Source organism: Pseudomonas sp. F220 (assembly GCF_057813935.1).
In genome coordinates this window covers 26,560-43,387 of the sequence record NZ_JBVASJ010000016.1, presented here as the reverse complement: position 1 = coordinate 43,387, position 16,828 = coordinate 26,560, and the positions used below count along the sequence as shown (strand labels likewise).

General features: G+C 57.5%; 20 protein-coding genes, 1 tRNA gene and 2 pseudogenes. 9 read left to right on the top strand and 14 right to left on the bottom strand.

Annotated features, from left to right (window positions below):
• Positions 1 to 5 precede the first annotated feature (5 nt).
• Positions 6 to 311 (top strand): ribbon-helix-helix domain-containing protein, encoded by a 306-nt coding sequence (locus ACZYSM_RS15780; RefSeq protein WP_489072407.1) that lies wholly within the window; start codon positions 6 to 8, stop codon positions 309 to 311.
• A gap of 271 nt (positions 312 to 582) precedes the next feature.
• Positions 583 to 927 carry a YegP family protein gene (locus ACZYSM_RS15775; protein ID WP_489072406.1) on the top strand — a complete coding sequence of 115 codons (345 nt, stop codon included), beginning with the start codon at positions 583 to 585 and terminating at the stop codon, positions 925 to 927.
• 16 nt (positions 928 to 943) lie between these two features.
• Here ACZYSM_RS15775 and ACZYSM_RS15770 read toward each other — a convergent pair whose 3' ends face one another.
• Complete coding sequence (locus ACZYSM_RS15770; RefSeq protein ID WP_489072405.1) at positions 944 to 1,963, bottom strand: DUF4917 family protein; 1,020 nt, start codon at positions 1,961 to 1,963, stop codon at positions 944 to 946.
• Between the two features lie 198 nt (positions 1,964 to 2,161).
• Positions 2,162 to 2,650 (bottom strand): DMT family transporter, encoded by a 489-nt coding sequence (locus ACZYSM_RS15765; protein ID WP_489072404.1) that lies wholly within the window; start codon positions 2,648 to 2,650, stop codon positions 2,162 to 2,164.
• Between the two features lie 77 nt (positions 2,651 to 2,727).
• Here ACZYSM_RS15765 and ACZYSM_RS15760 point away from each other — a divergent pair, with 77 nt between their 5' ends.
• From ACZYSM_RS15760 to ACZYSM_RS15740, 5 genes are all read left to right on the top strand, one after another.
• A complete protein-coding gene (locus ACZYSM_RS15760; protein WP_489072469.1) occupies positions 2,728 to 3,645 on the top strand; it encodes a LysR family transcriptional regulator in 918 nt (305 codons plus the stop codon).
• Positions 3,646 to 3,788: 143 nt separating this feature from the next.
• Positions 3,789 to 4,427: a LysE family translocator gene (locus tag ACZYSM_RS15755; protein ID WP_489072403.1), complete on the top strand. Its 639-nt coding sequence runs from the start codon at positions 3,789 to 3,791 to the stop codon at positions 4,425 to 4,427.
• Between the two features lie 110 nt (positions 4,428 to 4,537).
• Positions 4,538 to 5,881: a sensor domain-containing protein gene (locus tag ACZYSM_RS15750; RefSeq protein WP_489072402.1), complete on the top strand. Its 1,344-nt coding sequence runs from the start codon at positions 4,538 to 4,540 to the stop codon at positions 5,879 to 5,881.
• Between the two features lie 191 nt (positions 5,882 to 6,072).
• The gene (locus ACZYSM_RS15745; protein WP_489072401.1) at positions 6,073 to 6,246 is read left to right on the top strand and encodes a con-10 family general stress protein; all 174 of its coding nucleotides are present in this window, start codon (positions 6,073 to 6,075) and stop codon (positions 6,244 to 6,246) included.
• 65 nt (positions 6,247 to 6,311) lie between these two features.
• Complete coding sequence (locus ACZYSM_RS15740; RefSeq protein WP_489072400.1) at positions 6,312 to 6,836, top strand: DUF4142 domain-containing protein; 525 nt, start codon at positions 6,312 to 6,314, stop codon at positions 6,834 to 6,836.
• Between the two features lie 133 nt (positions 6,837 to 6,969).
• On the opposite strand, the gene ACZYSM_RS15735 is transcribed toward ACZYSM_RS15740, so the two are convergent.
• From ACZYSM_RS15735 to ACZYSM_RS15715, 5 genes and pseudogenes are all read right to left on the bottom strand, one after another.
• Entirely contained in the window at positions 6,970 to 7,509 is a 540-nt protein-coding gene (locus ACZYSM_RS15735) for an AidA/PixA family protein (protein ID WP_489072399.1), read from the bottom strand.
• Between the two features lie 122 nt (positions 7,510 to 7,631).
• Positions 7,632 to 8,135, bottom strand: coding sequence for an inclusion body family protein (locus tag ACZYSM_RS15730; RefSeq protein WP_489072398.1), 504 nt, complete (start codon positions 8,133 to 8,135; stop codon positions 7,632 to 7,634).
• Positions 8,136 to 8,458: 323 nt separating this feature from the next.
• Positions 8,459 to 8,620: pseudogene (locus ACZYSM_RS15725) on the bottom strand (SAM-dependent methyltransferase); the annotation flags it as partial.
• A gap of 28 nt (positions 8,621 to 8,648) precedes the next feature.
• Complete coding sequence (locus ACZYSM_RS15720; protein ID WP_489072397.1) at positions 8,649 to 9,056, bottom strand: type II toxin-antitoxin system HicB family antitoxin; 408 nt, start codon at positions 9,054 to 9,056, stop codon at positions 8,649 to 8,651.
• Positions 9,057 to 9,093: 37 nt separating this feature from the next.
• Complete coding sequence (locus tag ACZYSM_RS15715; RefSeq protein WP_489072468.1) at positions 9,094 to 9,273, bottom strand: type II toxin-antitoxin system HicA family toxin; 180 nt, start codon at positions 9,271 to 9,273, stop codon at positions 9,094 to 9,096.
• Between the two features lie 309 nt (positions 9,274 to 9,582).
• Here ACZYSM_RS15715 and tam point away from each other — a divergent pair, with 309 nt between their 5' ends.
• Positions 9,583 to 10,353, top strand: a complete 771-nt coding sequence (tam, locus tag ACZYSM_RS15710) for a trans-aconitate 2-methyltransferase (protein ID WP_489072396.1) — start codon at positions 9,583 to 9,585, stop codon at positions 10,351 to 10,353.
• 152 nt (positions 10,354 to 10,505) lie between these two features.
• Here tam and ACZYSM_RS15705 read toward each other — a convergent pair.
• The 6 genes and pseudogenes from ACZYSM_RS15705 to ACZYSM_RS15680 form a co-directional block, all read right to left on the bottom strand.
• A tRNA-Gly gene (locus tag ACZYSM_RS15705) sits at positions 10,506 to 10,579 on the bottom strand.
• Positions 10,580 to 10,827: 248 nt separating this feature from the next.
• Positions 10,828 to 11,712, bottom strand: coding sequence for an alpha/beta fold hydrolase (locus ACZYSM_RS15700; protein ID WP_489072395.1), 885 nt, complete (start codon positions 11,710 to 11,712; stop codon positions 10,828 to 10,830).
• Positions 11,713 to 12,036: 324 nt separating this feature from the next.
• On the bottom strand, positions 12,037 to 12,729 hold the full coding sequence (locus ACZYSM_RS15695; protein ID WP_489072394.1) for a pseudouridine synthase: 693 nt from the start codon (positions 12,727 to 12,729) through the stop codon (positions 12,037 to 12,039).
• A 57-nt stretch (positions 12,730 to 12,786) separates the two neighbouring features.
• Positions 12,787 to 12,981, bottom strand: a complete 195-nt coding sequence (locus ACZYSM_RS15690) for a cysteine-rich CWC family protein (RefSeq protein ID WP_489072393.1) — start codon at positions 12,979 to 12,981, stop codon at positions 12,787 to 12,789.
• Positions 12,974 to 14,461: a sensor domain-containing diguanylate cyclase gene (locus tag ACZYSM_RS15685; protein ID WP_489072392.1), complete on the bottom strand. Its 1,488-nt coding sequence runs from the start codon at positions 14,459 to 14,461 to the stop codon at positions 12,974 to 12,976. The genes ACZYSM_RS15690 and ACZYSM_RS15685 overlap by 8 nt, the downstream gene beginning before the upstream one ends.
• A 318-nt stretch (positions 14,462 to 14,779) precedes the next feature.
• Positions 14,780 to 14,983: pseudogene (locus ACZYSM_RS15680) on the bottom strand (allophanate hydrolase-related protein); the annotation flags it as partial.
• 264 nt (positions 14,984 to 15,247) lie between these two features.
• Here ACZYSM_RS15680 and ACZYSM_RS15675 point away from each other — a divergent pair.
• Positions 15,248 to 15,652 carry a hypothetical protein gene (locus ACZYSM_RS15675; protein ID WP_489072391.1) on the top strand — a complete coding sequence of 135 codons (405 nt, stop codon included), beginning with the start codon at positions 15,248 to 15,250 and terminating at the stop codon, positions 15,650 to 15,652.
• A 53-nt stretch (positions 15,653 to 15,705) separates the two neighbouring features.
• Here the strand turns inward: ACZYSM_RS15675 and ACZYSM_RS15670 are convergent, their stop codons facing one another.
• Positions 15,706 to 16,818: an enoyl-CoA hydratase/isomerase family protein gene (locus ACZYSM_RS15670; RefSeq protein WP_489072390.1), complete on the bottom strand. Its 1,113-nt coding sequence runs from the start codon at positions 16,816 to 16,818 to the stop codon at positions 15,706 to 15,708.
• Positions 16,819 to 16,828: the final 10 nt, after the last annotated feature.

Genomic DNA, 16,828 nt, shown 5'->3' with positions numbered 1-16,828 from the left:
ATCGCATGTGCGAGCTCTACGTCAAAGCCGACCCGATTCTCTACGAGTCACGCTCCCGCTCGCTACGCATCTGCGGGGTGGTAACCACCTTGCGTCTGGAAAACCAGTTCTGGGACATCCTCAGCGAGATCGCCGAGGTCGACGGCATGACCACCAATCAACTGATCGCCAAACTGTATGAAGAGGTGATGGATTATCGCGGGGAAGTGGTGAATTTCGCCTCATTCCTGCGGGTCAGTTGCACGCGCTATCTGACCCAGAGGCGTGCGGTGACGCCAGAGTTGAGCGTGGTGCGTTCGGCGGTGAAGTAGAGCGTGCAGAGAATAATCCCCGTAGCAGTTGCCGAAGGCTACGTTCGGCTGCAAGCAGTCGTAAATCTGCAATCGCGGTCCCTCAGAATCACCGCGTTGACCGAATGACGACTGCTTCGCAGCCGAACGCAGGCTCCGCCAGCTGCTACAGGGAGCGCGTTTGGCCTACAGAAAAACCCCTTGGAAATCCGGTCGCGATATTGGCTAAACGCTGGGCGCGGTCTTTACTCTGATGGCGCAGCAAGCCTTATCAATCGGCAGGAGTAATAGCATGTCTGGATGGTATGAGTTGAGCAAAAGCAGTAATGGTCAGTTCCGCTTTGTGCTTAAAGCGGCCAACGCCGAAACCATTCTCACCAGCGAGCTGTACACCACCCACAATGCTGCCGAGAGCGGCATCGCCTCGGTTCAGGTCAATAGTCCGCTGGATGAACGCTACGAGAAAAAAACCACCAAGGATGGTCATCCGTACTTCAACCTCAAGGCTGCCAATCATCAGATCATTGGTAGCAGTGAAGCGTATTCGTCTGAGTCGGCACTGCAAAAAGGCATTGCAAGCGTCAAGGCCAATGGACCGAGCACAGTGGTGAAGGACAAGACCTTGCCAGTGTTCTGATCTTTTGATCTTTGTCTCAACGCTCCACCGGCACCGAAAGCTGCGGATTGCCCAACCCATGGCTCTTGGAATCAAAAAACCGCAACGTCACATCCATCCCTTCGAACAACTTCGTGTAATGCCGCTTCTGATGCTGGATAAATGCCGCACTGCGCGGGTAGATCGAGAAGGCGATGGTCTTGAGGTTTGCCTGGCGCAGGGCGTGGACGATATGGCTGTCCTGCTCGCCGAGACTATGGCCGAAAATGCACAGCGCGCCATTGTGGGTTAGCAGCTGTTCGTAGCAGAACGACAGATAGTCCGAGCTGCGGATGGTCTTGAGCTTGTCTTGGACCGTGCCTTCGCTGATGAACAGCGGCACATCGTCCAGTGTCTTGATGGTGTTGTTGATGGCAAAACTGCCGAGCAGCGTGCCTTCAGTCGAGGTCAGCTTGCGCGCGGTGCCGTCCGAATTTCTCACCAGGTGCAGGCCGCCATGCAGGTAGAGAATGCGTGCCTTGTCCGTTTGGGTTTTGCTCAAGTCGAAATTTGAATCAGCGCCTATAAACAGGTCGGTAATGGCCTGTGAGTCATGCAGGATCGCCCAGTAATTGAGCAGGTCGTAGTTGGTGGTGAACACTGTTGGGTAGCTGCCCAGCTCTTGATTGATCTTCGCCAGGCTCGACGCCTCTACCAGGCGCCAAGGAATGTGCACCCCATGAACGGTGTTGATCAGCGCTTCCTTGATCGCGTAGTAGCGATTGCGCGGCGAAGCCGAGCTGATGGCCAGCGCCTTGTTGACTCGGCTGGTGGTCTTCAACGCGCTCAGTACTTGCTCGAAACTGCGGGTACCCATGGCCTCGAAGACGCTCAGCTCGGACTGGCTCAGGGGTTTTTCTTCGACGGTTCGGGCGTTTTCGAACAGCGAGTCATAGCCGAAGTCGTCCCACACCGCGCGGCTGGCGCCGTTACCCACCAGCAGGCCGGTGAACGAGGTGGTTGCGCGCAACGCGTTCCAGTCTTCAAGTTCGGCATCAAATTCCTGGAAATCCATCATCGCGGTTCGTCGTCTCAAGGCTGAAGGTGTGCAGGGCGCAGACTTTATCACGACCGGGTGTTGAGCCAGATCAACATACGCCTCGACTGATAGGTCGATGCCTGTAGGCATCCGCTGATTCGGTAGCGAATGAGATCGGCTAGCTGCCGCAGGTTCGGGCCGCGTTCGGACGATCTTTTGATCTTTGCCTGTGGAGCGTCAGCTCACCGCCACCATCACTTTGCCCGACGTGCCACTGAACTGAATCAACGCGACTCCGGCAATCAACAACGCCGCGCCCAGCAATCGCGGCAGCGTCAATTGCCGTTCCATCAAACCGAACAAACCCAAGTGGTCGAGCACCAGGGACGCAACAATCTGCCCGGCCAGTGCCAGCGCAATAAACCCTGACGCTCCCAGCTTGGGCAGCAGAATCAGCGCCAACGAAATAAAGCACACTCCAAACACACCTCCTGCCCACATCCACAGTGGTGCCTTGCTGATAAACCCCAGCGAAGGCAACGGCAATCGCATCATCACGATAATCGGCAGCAACACCGCGATGCTCACCAGCAGCGACGCCAGAGTCGCCCACAGCGGATGCCCGAGGCCTCGCCCGAGATTGGCGTTAATTGCGCTTTGAAAGGGCACCACAGCCCCGGCGATGGCGGCCAGCAGCAACAACCCAGTCCAATGCAATGTACTCATGATCGTTCTCCAACAGGTTTTGCTGGACTCTAAGGTATTCGTCACGCAAATTTAAATTCCAATTGCCTATCCAGAATATGCACCTGATGAATGATCTTCGGCGTATCGATCTCAACCTGTTGGTCATCCTCGACGCCTTGCTCAGCGAGCAACACGTGACCCGCGCCGCCGAGCGTCTGCACCTGAGCCAGCCGGCGGTCAGCCACGCCCTTGCGCGGCTGCGTGACATGCTGGGCGATCCATTGCTGGTGCGGGTGGGCGCAGGTCTGGTGCCGACACCGCGCGCGCTGGAGCTGGCCGCACCGCTCGCGCAAGCCTTGGCTCAGGTGCAATCGTTACTGGCGCCCAGCCAGTTCGACCCGGCCTCGGCCAAACGCACCTTCCGCCTGGCGATGTCCGACTACGGCGCGGCGATCCTGCTGCCGGGGTTGATCCGGGCATTGCGCCGGGACGCGCCGGGCATCGATCTGGTGATCAGCTACGCCAGTCGCGAAGGTATGCTCGATGGAGTGCTCAATGGTGACATCGACATGGCCGCCGGGGTCTTTCCCGACCTGCCAAACGAGCTGCGCTGCACTCCGTTGTTCGAAGAACAATTTGCTTGCCTGGTGGATCGCAGCAGCTTGCCGTCAGACGACGCTCTTGATTTGCCAACTTACCTGGCCCGCCCCCACGTCCAGCTGGAAATGCGCGGCAGCGGCACTCCGGAAATCGAGCGGGCCCTGACCGCCATTCGCTCTCGCCGCCATGTCGCCATCAGCCTGCCACACTGGAGCGTCGCCCCGGAATTCATCAGTGGCACCGACCTGATCCTCACCGTCGCTTCTCGCGGCCTGCGCAACATCGATCAGCAGGAACTGCTCGTAGTGTCACCGCCCTTCAGCATCCCTTCATTCACCTTCGACCTCGTCTGGCACAAACGCCGCAGCGGCGATCAGGCGCTGAATTGGTTGAATGGGCAGATCGAGAAAGTGGTAGGGCGCGGTTCAAGGTGAGAGGCGGTGCGGGAATGGCGGGGGCAGTTTTTTGCGTATTGATGAGCGCTTGCTGGACGGTATCCCGCAACCCGTCGGGCTTACGATAGAATCCGGCCCATTCGCCCGCCGATTGGGGCATTGTTCTTGATGAGAAACCCTTGATGACACCTTCGTTACTCTTGGCTGTACTCGCTTCCGGTTTTATCTATGGCATCACTCCGGGGCCAGGTGTGCTGGCGGTATTCGGTATCGGCGCGGCCCGGGGGCGGCGTGCCGGGGCGGGGTTTCTCTGTGGGCATCTGCTGGGTGATGTGGTCTGGTGCAGCACTGCGCTGATCGCTATCGTCGGTGCGCGGGAAATCGGCAGCACCGCGTTTGATGTATTGGGCGTGCTCAGTGGGCTCTACCTCTTTTGGCTCGGCGCTCGAGCCATTCGCGCCCGTCGCAGCAGCTCTGAAACACCTCAAGGCCCGGCACGGCAACCGTTCTGGCACGGGATCATGTTTGGCCTGACCAACCCCAAAGCCTATCCAGTGGCGGTAGCGACCTTCACTGCGTTGCTCTCCAGCCGTGTGGAGTTGTTGCACTGGTCGATGCTGCCTTGGCTGATTTTTTTGAGTTTCGTTGGCGGGATCGCCGCATACGCTATCCTCATCGCAGTGGTCGGCGCGCAGCGGGTGCGCACGGTGTACCAACGGCATGAGCTGGCGATCACCCGTATTTGCGGGGTGATGTTTATTGGCTTTGCCATCAATGCATTGCTGCACGCGGTACCAGGGTTGTTAGCGAACAAGGTTTGAGGCTGATTGCAAGGCTGCGGCAGCTAAAACAGCTCATCGGCGAAAGCCGTTGATCGGATCGATGGATTGATACTCAGCGTTTTATTTTTTACGGACAGTATCGATTCCTGATGGCAACCAAGAACTCCGCGCCGCTGGCGAGCTACATCGACCTGTTGTTGGACGCCGTGTGTGCGGTCGATGCCCAAGGTCGCTTCGTGTTTGTCAGCGCTGCTTGCGAGCGTATTTTTGGCTATACGCCTGATGAGCTGATCGGCCAGCAGATGATCAATATGGTCCATCCCGCCGATCGTGCCCGGACCTTGCAAGCTGCCCGGGAAATTATGAATGGCCAACCCAAGCCCAATTTCGAGAACCGCTATGTGCGCAAGGATGGGCAAGTGGCGCACATCATGTGGTCGGCGCGTTGGTCCGAGGTCGATCAACTGCGCATCGCCGTGGCCCACGACATCACCGAGCGCAAGCAGGCTGAATCCAAGCAGGCGGCGCTCTATGCGATCTCTGAGGCTGCTCATGCGGCCGAGGATTTGCTGGCGCTGTTCGAGCGCATCCACCGGATCATCGGCGAATGGCTGCCAGCGCTGAACTTCTCTGTGGCGCTGTACGACGAACAATGCGGGCAAATCAGTTTTCCCTACCATGTCGGCGACCACGAGCTATGTCCGGAGCCTGCGGGTACGACGACCGGCAGCCTGTGCGCCGAAGTGATTCGAAATGGCCAACCGATATTGCTGACCCCCGGTAACTATGGCCCGTTGCCCGAGTTTGTGGGGTTGATCAACGCCCCGGATTCACCCTGCTGGCTCGGGGTGCCGCTCAACTCACAGAAGGGCACCATCGGTGCGCTGATTGTAAAAAGCACGCCGGGTGGCGAGCGCTACACCGAACAAGACAAAGAGCTGCTGCAATACGTGTGCGTTCAGGTCGCGGCGGCCATTGAGCGCAAGCAACTGCATGCCCGGCTGCAGTACATGGCCCAGTACGACCAGTTGACCCATCTGCCCAACCGGGAGTTGCTCCACGAACGGGTGAAAGCAGCGTTGTTGGGCGCTCAAAAAGAGTCTGGGCGAATGGCGTTGCTGTATGTCGACCTGGACAAATTCAAGCAGGTCAACGACACCTACGGGCACGCTGTTGGCGACCTGCTGCTGCAAGCCGTCGCCAATCGGCTCAAAGGCTGTGTACGTGAAACCGACACCGTGGCACGTATCGGCGGCGATGAGTTTGTGGTCCTGCTCGAAAGTGTTCAGGCGCCGGAAGACGCCACCACCGTGGCCAATAAGATCTGTCACGTCCTTAATCAGCCGCTGCGTCTGGACGGTCACAGCCTGAGCATCTTGCCGAGCATCGGTATTGCGCTCTATCCCGAACACGGCAGTGAAGAAAAGCAGCTGTTCAAACACGCCGATGAGGCGATGTATACGGTCAAGTGGGCGCAGCGAATACACGCCTGAGCTCAATCAATTGGCGGAGCCTGTCACTGGCGCCTTTTAATCAGAAAACCCGATCACCGATCGGGTTTTCGTGTCTTTATCGGCACCGCTCGTCGCGGCAGGTGCAACTTTTTTAAACCTTTGCGGCCGAAAAAATTCAGATCCTATGCGGGCATCGCTCGCCACAAACATTCAACAAGAGGAAGAGAATCATGCCTACCTCAAAAAACCCGAACATGGGACACGCCCCTAACGACCGCACCAAGGCCTCTGAAGCCGGTCGTAAAGGTGGAAAAACCACCACCACGACCGTCGATAAAGACCCTGCCAAAGCTGAAACCGGTCGCAAAGGTGGCCAGCATGGTCATGGTAGTGGACGCAGCTAGTCATTGATTGAGAGGCGGGGGCGCAAGCTCCCGCTTGAATTGTCATTTTAAGGAGGGCGCGACCAATGAGTCGGATGGCCACCCGATTACGCACCGTCAGTTTCGCCATGCTGCTCGGTCTTGGCGCCAGCAGTGCCTTTGCACAATCGCCTGCCGAATTCATTAACGACGCCTCCGCCAAAGGCATCGCCGATATCGAAATCAGTCGCCTGGCCCACCAGAAAACCTCCTCAAAAGAGGTCAAGGACTACACGATCCAGGTCATCAATGACCGCACCACGGCCAATCAGCATTTGGCCAAAATCGCCAAGAAACTCGAGCTGCCGGTCGCTGACAGAGAAGAGGTGGTGAGCAAGGCCAAAACGCTGATGCCTGATGTACAGGACGGCGACGCCTTCGACGCGGCCTATGCCGCCAGCCAGGTCAAAGCCACTGAAGAGGCGATCCAACAGATTCAACAGCAAGCGCAGACTTCTGAGGTTCCTGAGCTTAAAGCCTTCGCCGAAGAAACTTTGCCCAAACTCGAAAACCATCTGCAAATGGCCAGGGCGTTGCAGGTCAGCCGCCAGCCAACCCGGATGGATGGCTGATAAAAGCACCGCCGGGCGCAAAACCTGTGACGAGGGGGGTTCTAATGCCTGTTAGTTAAGCACTGGACGCCCCCCCAAAAAGATCTGGCATGCGCCGAAAGTCTCCGGTTTACGTCGAAGTACTGCGTGTTTCTTAACTAGACAGCTTCACCTCAACCACCCAACTGAAGTAACCCATCGCTTCGCAACGCGTGTTAACCACCACAAAACTCAGCTCGCACTTCTCCACACCGGGGGCTAGCTGCTTGCATTGCCAGTAATGGTCATCAGCCTTCTGACTGACCGGTTGGGTTGGATTCTCAGGGTTGGGCGCAGGCAAGGTCAGGCCACTGTGGACAATCAGCTGCGGGGGCGAAAGCACGCCGGCATCGCCGACTGTAACGTCGTAAAACACCACGCTGTGTTCAGCCTGCAGACCGACGGTGCGGCCGCGGATGTGAAAGGTTTTTCCGTTGGTCGCGGTCAGTGTAATAAGGCTGTCATTTTTTACGGATTTTTTTGTTTGAGTACCACCTGTAACGAAGATGAGTCCGTCGTCAATCAGTGTCGGGCTGTCCGGTTCAAGGCTGGGTTGTGGATAGCGTGACAGCAAGGTTTCAGCGTCGACGATGAGCAATAAATTATTGGCGGGTTCGGTATTTTTTGAAGGAGGGAGGAGCGTGTCTGTGGACATCACGGATTCCTTTCATGATGTAGACGGATTGCGACAGCCGCCCCGGCTCAAGCACGACATCCAGTTCCAGTGGGGGCGGAAGCGAGATCGGAAAGCCCCTTGTCGCCAAGGGGCCGCCTACGTCAGTTACGGATGGTAATGAACGGATCCCACGAGCAGCAGCCAACGATCTGGCAGTCGCGATCCACGATCAGGAAGTGGAAATGGTACGTCACGCTGCCGGTGGAGAGGGTTTCCGAAGACCAGTAATGGTTATCGACTTTCTGGCAGCTGGGCACAGACGGGTTGCTGGTATTGGGGACTGCAACGCAGGCGGTAGCCTTGCGCGGCGTGGGTGTCGAGATCAGGTCATTGCCCTGGTTGCCGACGAACTTGTAGAAAATCACTGCGGTTTCGAAGCTCTGCGACAGGCTGGTTTCGCGCCAGCGAATCAGATCGCCGACCTGGGCTTTCAGATTGAGCTCGCCGCCAGCCTGGCCACTGATCACGTTGTTCTGGTTGGTGACCATGTACACATGATTGACATCGATAAGCGTAGGCGAGGCGGGGTTTTTACTGATGTTCGGGTAGTTTTTCAGAATGGTTTCAGTATCGATAGAGACCAACACATCCGTGACTCTAGACATCGTAAAGCTCCTTTTCATAGTGAATGCCTGGCATCAACCAGACACGACAGCACAAACTCCATTGCGGCTGTTGTAATTACACAAAACTATCGGGACCCACCTAACACAGGGTACGAGCTGGCCTGGCTCCTTGCCTTTAACGTGACGGTCCGAGTTCCTTCCAACAGGCCGCGGTTGGACTATAGATCTGAAAGGATGGCTGTCAAAACAAACGGCAATTAGCTAGACGAATGGTATGGTTGGTGAACAATTGGCGATAAAAAACCGGCGATCAAGGCCGGTTCTGTCTTGTTTAAATCTGCAAGAGTGCCTCGATGTCGAGCGCCGTAACCGCAACCGAGGTCTACGACGTTGAGGCCAGTCATCGGCGGCAGCATCGCCTGGAGCGCAGGCCATTCGGCGGCACCGGCCAGGCCTTCAACAGAGCGGCCGAGTTGGCTGTAGCCTGCAAAGAAGTCGGGGTTGTCGTAGATGTTTTGAGTCATCTTTTTTGGTGCTCCATTTCGCTGACGTTCAACCCTGCTGTAACACCTTGAGCGCTGCCGAGGCCAGAAATCCCGAGCGGCTTTTCTCTTCCGGGTGATGCAGCACGTATTCGTCGATACGGGTCAACAGGTAGCAGGGGAGGGTGATGTTGAGTTTTTGGGCTTTGCCAAGATACTTGGTCACATCGATATCAACCACAGCCCAGGTGCAGCCCGCGTATAGTGGATTGGCCGCGTGAACAGTGACTTTGTTGGCCTGCGGGATCGGGGCGCCGTCCTCGGCCAGAATGTCGAAGTGCCCTTCGATGGCTTCCCGTGCCATGGCCATGGCATCGTCCAGGTCATCGCCGGCCGAGAAGCAGCCAGGAATATCCGGCACTTCTACGCCCCAGGCGTGTGCGTCATCGCCCATTGAAATCGCAATTGGGTAAAGCATGTTCGTTGTCCTCCGCGGGCGCTGTGCGCCCGGCTCATCAAAGCAAGGCCTGTTTCAGAATGCTGGTGGCCGTCTTTTTCAGTAAATCCTTTTTCGGATGTGGGATCGTCACCAGTCCGGGCTTCGTTGGATGCTTGAAGTGGTGATGACGGCCTCTGACCCTTACCAGATACCAACCGTCAGCGACGATTTGGCATATCAAAAATCGGCTATTCACATCACCTCCTTGTGGTGTGTCGGTGGTTACTATACTTACTGAAAAAAATCCTATCAACACTATAACCACCGACAAATTTGATGGTTGGTGATAAGCCATAAGGGTCCAAGTGTAGAAAGGTGAGGCGCGATAGTGTGGATTGCGGGGGGCTTGGAGTGTTTCTGAATTTTTTCGGGGCTTGGCAGTGATTGCCTGAATGTCAGCCACGGCATACCTTGGCGAGCGCAGGGGCAAAGCACGTTTGTCGATGTAGCGTGTTTAACCTGAAGAGTGGTCTACCCATCAGGACAAAGAACCGAGGAGCACGCGATGAGCTGGTCTGCCAAGCAATATGTTGCTTTTGAAGATGAGCGTACGCGTCCGGCACGTGATCTGTTGGCCGCCGTACCCACGACCCAAGCCCGTTCCGTGATTGATATCGGGTGCGGCCCCGGTAATTCAACAGAGCTGCTGGCGGCGCGCTTTCCGAATGCGACGGTCCGTGGGTTGGACAGTTCGCTCGACATGATCGAAGCCGCCCGCAAGCGCTTACCGGATGTTCAGTTCGACACGGTGGCCATCGAAGGGTGGGATGAGCCTGGTCCGTTTGATGTGATTCTGGCCAACGCCGTTCTTCAATGGCTGCCTGACCACACGACCCTGCTGCCGTCTCTTGTGGCTCGGCTCGCTCCGGGTGGCAGCCTGGCCATTCAGATGCCAGACAACCTCAACGAGCCTGCCCACCGCCTGATGCGCGAAACTGCTGGCCAAGGTCCCTGGGCAGACAAACTCGCCGGCGTCGCGGGTCAGCGAACGGCGATGGCCGATGCTAGCAGCTACTACGGTGTGTTGCGTTCAAGCTGTGCCCGGGTGGATGTCTGGCGTACTACCTACCATCACCCCCTTGCAGGCGGCGCCGCTGCGGTGGTGGAGTGGTTCAAGGGCAGTGGCCTGCGGCCTTTTCTTGATCCACTCGACGAGGCTGAGCGCGAGGAGTACCTGAGGCGCTATACCGTTGCGATCGAACAGGCGTATCCCACATTGGCTGATGGTGTAGTGCTGCTGCCATTTCCACGGTTGTTTATTGTGGCGACGCGGTAAAAGCGCTCGTCCTTCCAGACTCTTTCGGCACGGGCTGTATGCGGGCCTTGAAAGCAGCACTTAAACGGCACCCACAAAAAAACCGGCCACGTGGGCCGGTTTTTTGTTTCTACGTCCCTCGTCAAAACATCGCGACGTTGGACTCAATTGAGTGGAGCGGGTGGCGGGAATCGAACCCGCGTGATCAGCTTGGGAAGCTGGAGTAATACCATTATACGACACCCGCTCAGAGCGGCTGACTTTGTACCAGATGTGGGCGAGGATTTGAAGTTTTTCTTTGGAGTATCTGTGTTTACGTGGTTTTTTCGGGGAGCGGCAGGCAGCATTCAATCGTCGACGGCGGCTGGGGTCAGCGCTGACGATCTGGGGCGCATATGAAATGAGAGACCGCGTTGCGGTCTATCGCGGGCGAGCCTCGCTCCTACAGAGATGTATTAGTTCTGTAGGGCGTGGCTTGCTCGCGATGACGTTTCATCAAATTGCGAATGCATGGTGATCCTGGACGAACTGGTAGCGCGGTCGGTTTTCGTGCTGAGCAGGTTTCAGGAATCCCATCAGGGCGTGGCGGCTGTCTCGGCAGGCGGCTTTGTGTTCCATGTCGAGAAAGTGCCCGGTGGCCTGAATGGTGCTGAAGGTGCTGTGTTGCACATGGTTGGCGAAGAGTTTGGCATCGCCGGCGGCGGTGTATTCATCCCATTCGCCGTTCATGAACAGCACCGGTACGTCGATTTTCTTGGCAACGTTGAGGTAGCACAGGCGATCGCCATTGAGCACGTCGCTGATGTGGAAGTGCATCTGCCCGTATTCGTGTTCGGCCAGGCTGCTGACGTGCCGGTAGTTGAAGCGTTTGAACAACGACGGCAGGTGTTTGCCGATGGTGCTGTTGACCAGGTTGCCGACACGGTCGCGGTCCAGGCTGCCGAGGTAGTCGACACCGCGTTCGAGGTAGTCACGCATCGGTTCGTTGATCACTGGGGAGAACGAACTGATCACAGCTTTTTCAATACGCCGTGGACGATGCGCCAAGGCGACCAATGCCGCTGCGCCGCCCCAGGAGAATGACAGCACGTGTTCGGCGGCGAAGTGGTCGATCAGCTCCAGGAGAATCTGCCCCTCAATTTCCTTGGTGAGCATTTTCTCGTGCAGGTTGTGGGCTTTGGACTTGCCCGCGTAGGGCTGGTCGTAAAGCACGACGTTGAATTGCGGATGAAGGTTTTTCACAGTCTGAGCAAAGGACGCAGTGGTGGCCATTGAGCCGTTGACCAGAATGATGGTCTTCTCTGCGGCATCTGCGCGATAGAACTCCGTGTAAACCCTGAACTGACCCTGTATATCCAGCACGGCGATTTCTGGCCTCATGTCATAAGACTCCTGGCAAGCGGGTATGCGCGCAATGAGATTGCACGAGCTTTGTGACAGGTAGGCATACGCCTGGAATTTTTGAGCCCATGTCGATCCGGTGAAATCAGGTCGACGGGTATTGTTATAGGCGGGCGATCTGCCGGGGGAATGCGGAGCCTGAGGGCTCACTGCCGGCAAAAGGTTTCTTAGAAGTATGGTGGTGACTCATCGGTCACATTTAGGCCGACGGCTTGATTCAAGCAGGGAGAGGCTCATCCCGCAAGTGCCGTTTGTGAATTGTTCGACAACTTCTGCTGAATGGTCGTGACTCGGCAGCGGGTTTTAGATTTGCTGGATTTCTTTAGCGGTCAGCGAACGGTACTCGCCGGATGCAAGGGTGTCGTCGAGCACCAGTGGCCCCATGCGTTCACGGTGCAGGCGCAGGACTTTGTTATTGAAGTGGCCGAACATCCGTTTCACTTGGTGATAACGGCCCTCGACGATGCTCAGCCGCGCGCTCTTTGGCCCGAGCACAAGCAGTTCGGCCGGCTGGGTGGTGAGGTCTTCGAAGGCGAAGTACAGGCCGTGGGCGAAGGTCTGCGCGTACTCGGGGCCGATATCTTGTTCGGTTTCGACGTAGTAGACCTTCGGCAGTTTGGTCTGCGGCTGGGTCAGGCGTCGCGACCAACTGCCGTCGTTTGTTATCAGCATCAGGCCGGTGGTATTGAAGTCCAGTCGTCCGGCGATGTGCAGTTCGTGTTTGTCTGGCTCATCCATCAGGTCGAGCACGGTCGGATGCTCAGGGTCGCTGGTGGCGCTGACGCAGCCCGGTGGTTTATGCAGCATGAAGTAGCGCGGCGGTTTTCCGGCTTGCAGCACTTCATCGTCGCACTCGACGCGGCTGAACTCGCGCACATCAAAGTGAGGATCGCTGACCACTTGCCCGTCGACCTTGATCCGTCGCTCCACCAGCAGCAAGCGTACTTGTTTGCGGTTGAAGCGGGGCAGGTTGCTGAGGAAGCGGTCAACGCGCATGGATATCGTCTGATCGGAAAAGGGTCGCGCATCTTACGTGATCAGCTTGGTGGCTGCTTATAACTGCGCCTCGACTTGCGCGCAGCGCGGGCACAGGCAGGATTTGTCGCGCAGTTCGGCGGGCAGCGCTTCGAGTACCGACGGGTCGATGCTGACGCCGTAGCACCAGCAGGCGTGGTCGGCGGTTCGCGGATCGGCCAGGGCGCAGTCGTTGCGGGCGCCACAGGCCGGGCAGAAGTCAGGTTTATTCATAGCTTGATCGAGGCATTTCCACGCAGGTTCGGTTGCGGCCAGTTTGTTTCGCACGGTACATCGCATGGTCGGCGCGCGATAGCAGGCTGTGCAGCGTGTCGTCGGGTTGCAGGGTCGTGAGACCGATGCTGACAGTGATCTGCAGTGCTTGCCCTTCATAGGCATAGCGTTGTTGCTCAATCTGTTGACGGATCTTCTCGGCAATCATCTGAGCATTAGTGCTGTCGGTGTCCTTGAGCAGCACGATGAACTCTTCGCCACCCCAGCGGCAGACGATGTCTGACTGGCGCAGGCAGCTTTCCAGATTACGGGCGAAACCGGCCAGTACCTGGTCACCGGCGAGGTGCCCGTAGGTGTCGTTCAAACGCTTGAAATGGTCGAGGTCCAGCAGCAAGGCCGTCAGCGGTTTCGGTTCGCGCTGGGCTTCGTGCATGGCCTGGATCGCCAGTAGGTCGAAGCCGCGACGGTTGGGCAGGCCGGTGAGGCTGTCGAGGGTCGCCTGGGCTTCGATCTTGCGTTGGTAGCGGTTGACCACGCGGTTGAGCAGGGTCAGGACAATTAGCGTGACGATCAGGCAGATCAGCAGGTTGAGGTACAGCGACTGGCGGGCTTCACCGAAGGCGCTGTCTTCGCGTTTATCGACGAACAGGTACCAGTTCAGCTCGGGGATAAACCGCACGTTGAGGAAATGTCCCTGGCCTTGGGCCGAATACTCATAGCTGCCGCTATGGGGTTTGGGCTGTTTGGTCAGCAGGTCTTTCATGCTATCGAGTTCGCTGAGGGTCTGCCCGACCCGTGCGCCTTGTGGCCCGCCTTCGGCGCCGGTGAGCACCAGACGGCCGAAGGTGTCGACGAAGTACACGCTGCGTTGGTAGCGCTGCTGATACTTGTCGATCAGCTTGATCACCGCGTCGACGGTCAGGCCGACGCCGGCAGCGCCGATGAACTGGTCTTTGTAGTCGTAGACTTTGTAGTTGATGAAGACGGTCAGACTGTCATGGTTGGCCATGTCCAGATCGACGTTGATCTCATACGGCTCGGCCAAGTCGCGCACGCGAAAGTACCAAGCGTCACGGGACGCCTCGGCGCTGATTTTTTTCAGCACACCTTTGGCGTGGTAGTAGGTCAGGCTGCTGTTGGAGACGAAGAACGCGGTGTAGGCGTCGTAGTGGGTCATGACCTCGTTGAGGTAGCGGGTCATTTGCTCGGGGTCGTGTTCACCGGCCACCACCCAGTCACGCATAAAGGTGTCGCGGGCCATCATTGAGGAAATCAGGATCGGCCGGACCAGGTCTTTCTGGATCTCCGAGTAGACCGTGTCCGAGGTCAGCGGCAGCTCGGTATTGACGATGTTGTCGCGAATCGACGTCCGCGACGCGTAGTAACTGAGCAGCGAGGTGGCGAGGAAGCCACAGCCCAGCAGCGCGATCAGCGTGAACACCAACGAACGTTGCGAATACAGCGCAGAGCGAAGCAGCATAGCGATTCCGTTGGCAGAGACCGGGTGGGGGCATTCTAATGGCACGGCACGGAAATAACCGTTTCATTTGTGGAGGGAATGGTGGGGGCTGCGGTGCACATGCGTTGAAATTTTGGTGTCTGGAAAATCCACCCCTCACCCCAGCCCTCTCCCCAAGGGGGCGAGGGGAAAGGGAGCCGATCTTCATGCCTTTCAACGCTTGAGTTCGACCTCGAATTCCAGGTCGCAGCAGATCGACCAAACACCTCGGTCAGTCCCCTCTACCCTTTGGGGCGGTCCGGCGTTCCGGGAGGGTTAGGGTGAGGGGCGGATGCCGGATCAGACCCCGGTCTCAAGATACCGCCGCCAGCCGCCCAGATGACTAATATCCGTCGCGCCCTCCAGTCCGTAGGATTCACAGATAAACCCGCTTTCCCAACGGCCATCCGCCAACTGCACCTTGCCCAATCCCAACGGCGCGGGAATCCCGGTCAGAAACGAACCCAACTCACTGCTCGGCAACTCCCAAACCTTTACCGCAATCGGCTATTGCAAATTGTGTTGTCGAGCTCCGATCTAGAAGGCTTGGCGAAAACATTGGGAGATGTACGTGGGTTATCGTGCTTTGTTGTGGCGCTTGTTCGCACTGGGATGGGGCGATCATGGCTTTACGCCACTTGTATTTATGTAGTGCGCAATCGCACCAGATTCCGTTTTTGCTGTCAGATGTTTCGACAGCCAGCTAATTGCTGGCTGTCGCCGACCAGCGTCGCTGGTGTGTGCTCTTTCGCGGTCCAGGAGGCCGCCATGTATCGTCGACTTATTCTGATTGCTTTACTGGGTTTGTCTCTTACTGCGTGCGTGCCTTACTACGATGGAGGACCGAGCTACTACCGTTCCGAGGTCTACACCACGCCTGCTCCGGCTTATTACTACGGTGGCGGGTCCTACTATCAAGACCGCAGTCGCTACTACGCACCGTCGCCGCGTTATTACCCAGCGCCTCGGTATTACCAGTCAGCTCCACGGTATTACGAGGCTCCACGTGCGGCGTACCGGCCTTATCCAAACCGCGGTTGGGATTCCCATGATCGCCATGATGACCGTCGTGAGAGTCGTCATGAGGATCGGCATGAGGAGCGTCATGGCGACAACCGTCACGGCGACCGTGATCACGGAGACCGCGGCCACGGAGGCGACTGGAACCGCTAAGCACTACTGTTATCGAGCGGCGCATCAAGCGCCGCTTTTTTATGCCTGGGATTTCAGTAGTTGGACAAATCCGCCAGCGGATGCCGACCTTCCCAAACTTTGTGGAAATGCGCTTCGACCACCGCGTCCGGAATTGCATTGATATCGGGCCAATGCCAATGCGGCTTCTGATCCTTGTCGATCAACCGCGCGCGTACCCCTTCGCGGAATTCCGGATGACGACAGCAGTTTAGACTCATGGTGTATTCCATCTGGAACACCTGGGCCAGTGACAGGTGCCGAGCGCGGCTGACTTGCTCCCAGACCAGATGTGCGGTCAGCGGGCAACCCTCGCTCAGGGTCTTCGCAGCGCGGCTGAGCAGCAGGTCGTTGTGCTCACGCAGCAGGCTGATGGCGCGCCAGGCACAGCGCACATCACTCACATCCAGCAACTCGTCGATCTGCTGACGCCGCGGCAACCATTGTGGCTCGGGCATCTTCCCGACCGCTTCTTGTTGTAAAGCCTTGAGCAGGCTGTTCAGCTGCATTGGCGTCTGTTCTTGCCAGTTCAGTTGCAGCAGGCCTTCGATCAGTTCTTCTTGCTGTTCATCCAGCAGAAAGCGGTCGGCCAGGTCCAGATCGATCGCATCGCGGCCATTCATATGGGCGCCGGTCAAACCGAGGAACAACCCGAGTTTGCCCGGCAGGCGCGAGAGAAACCAACTGGCGCCGACATCCGGGTACAAGCCGATGCTGATTTCCGGCATGGCCAAACGACTACTCGGCGTCACGATGCGGATATTGGCGCCTTGCAACAACCCCAAGCCGCCGCCGAGCACGTAGCCATGGCCCCAGCAGATCAGCGGTTTTGGGTAGGTGTGCAGGCTGTAGTCCAAGCGATATTCCGCCGCAAAGAAGTGCGCAGCCAAAGGCGGAACTTCACCCGGATGAGCACGACAGGCCTCAACCAGACTGCGTACCTCACCGCCGGCGCAGAATGCTTTGGCGCCATTACCGCGTAATAATACGCAAACGATCTGCGGGTCTTTGGCCCAGACGTCCAGGCGTTCGCTCAAGACGTTGATCATTGGCAGGGAGAGGGCGTTCAGGGACTTTTCTGCATCCAGGCTGGCGATGCCGATACGTGCGCCGTCGGTGCCTGTGAGTTCTTCGAAGTGCAGATTCATTTTGACCTCG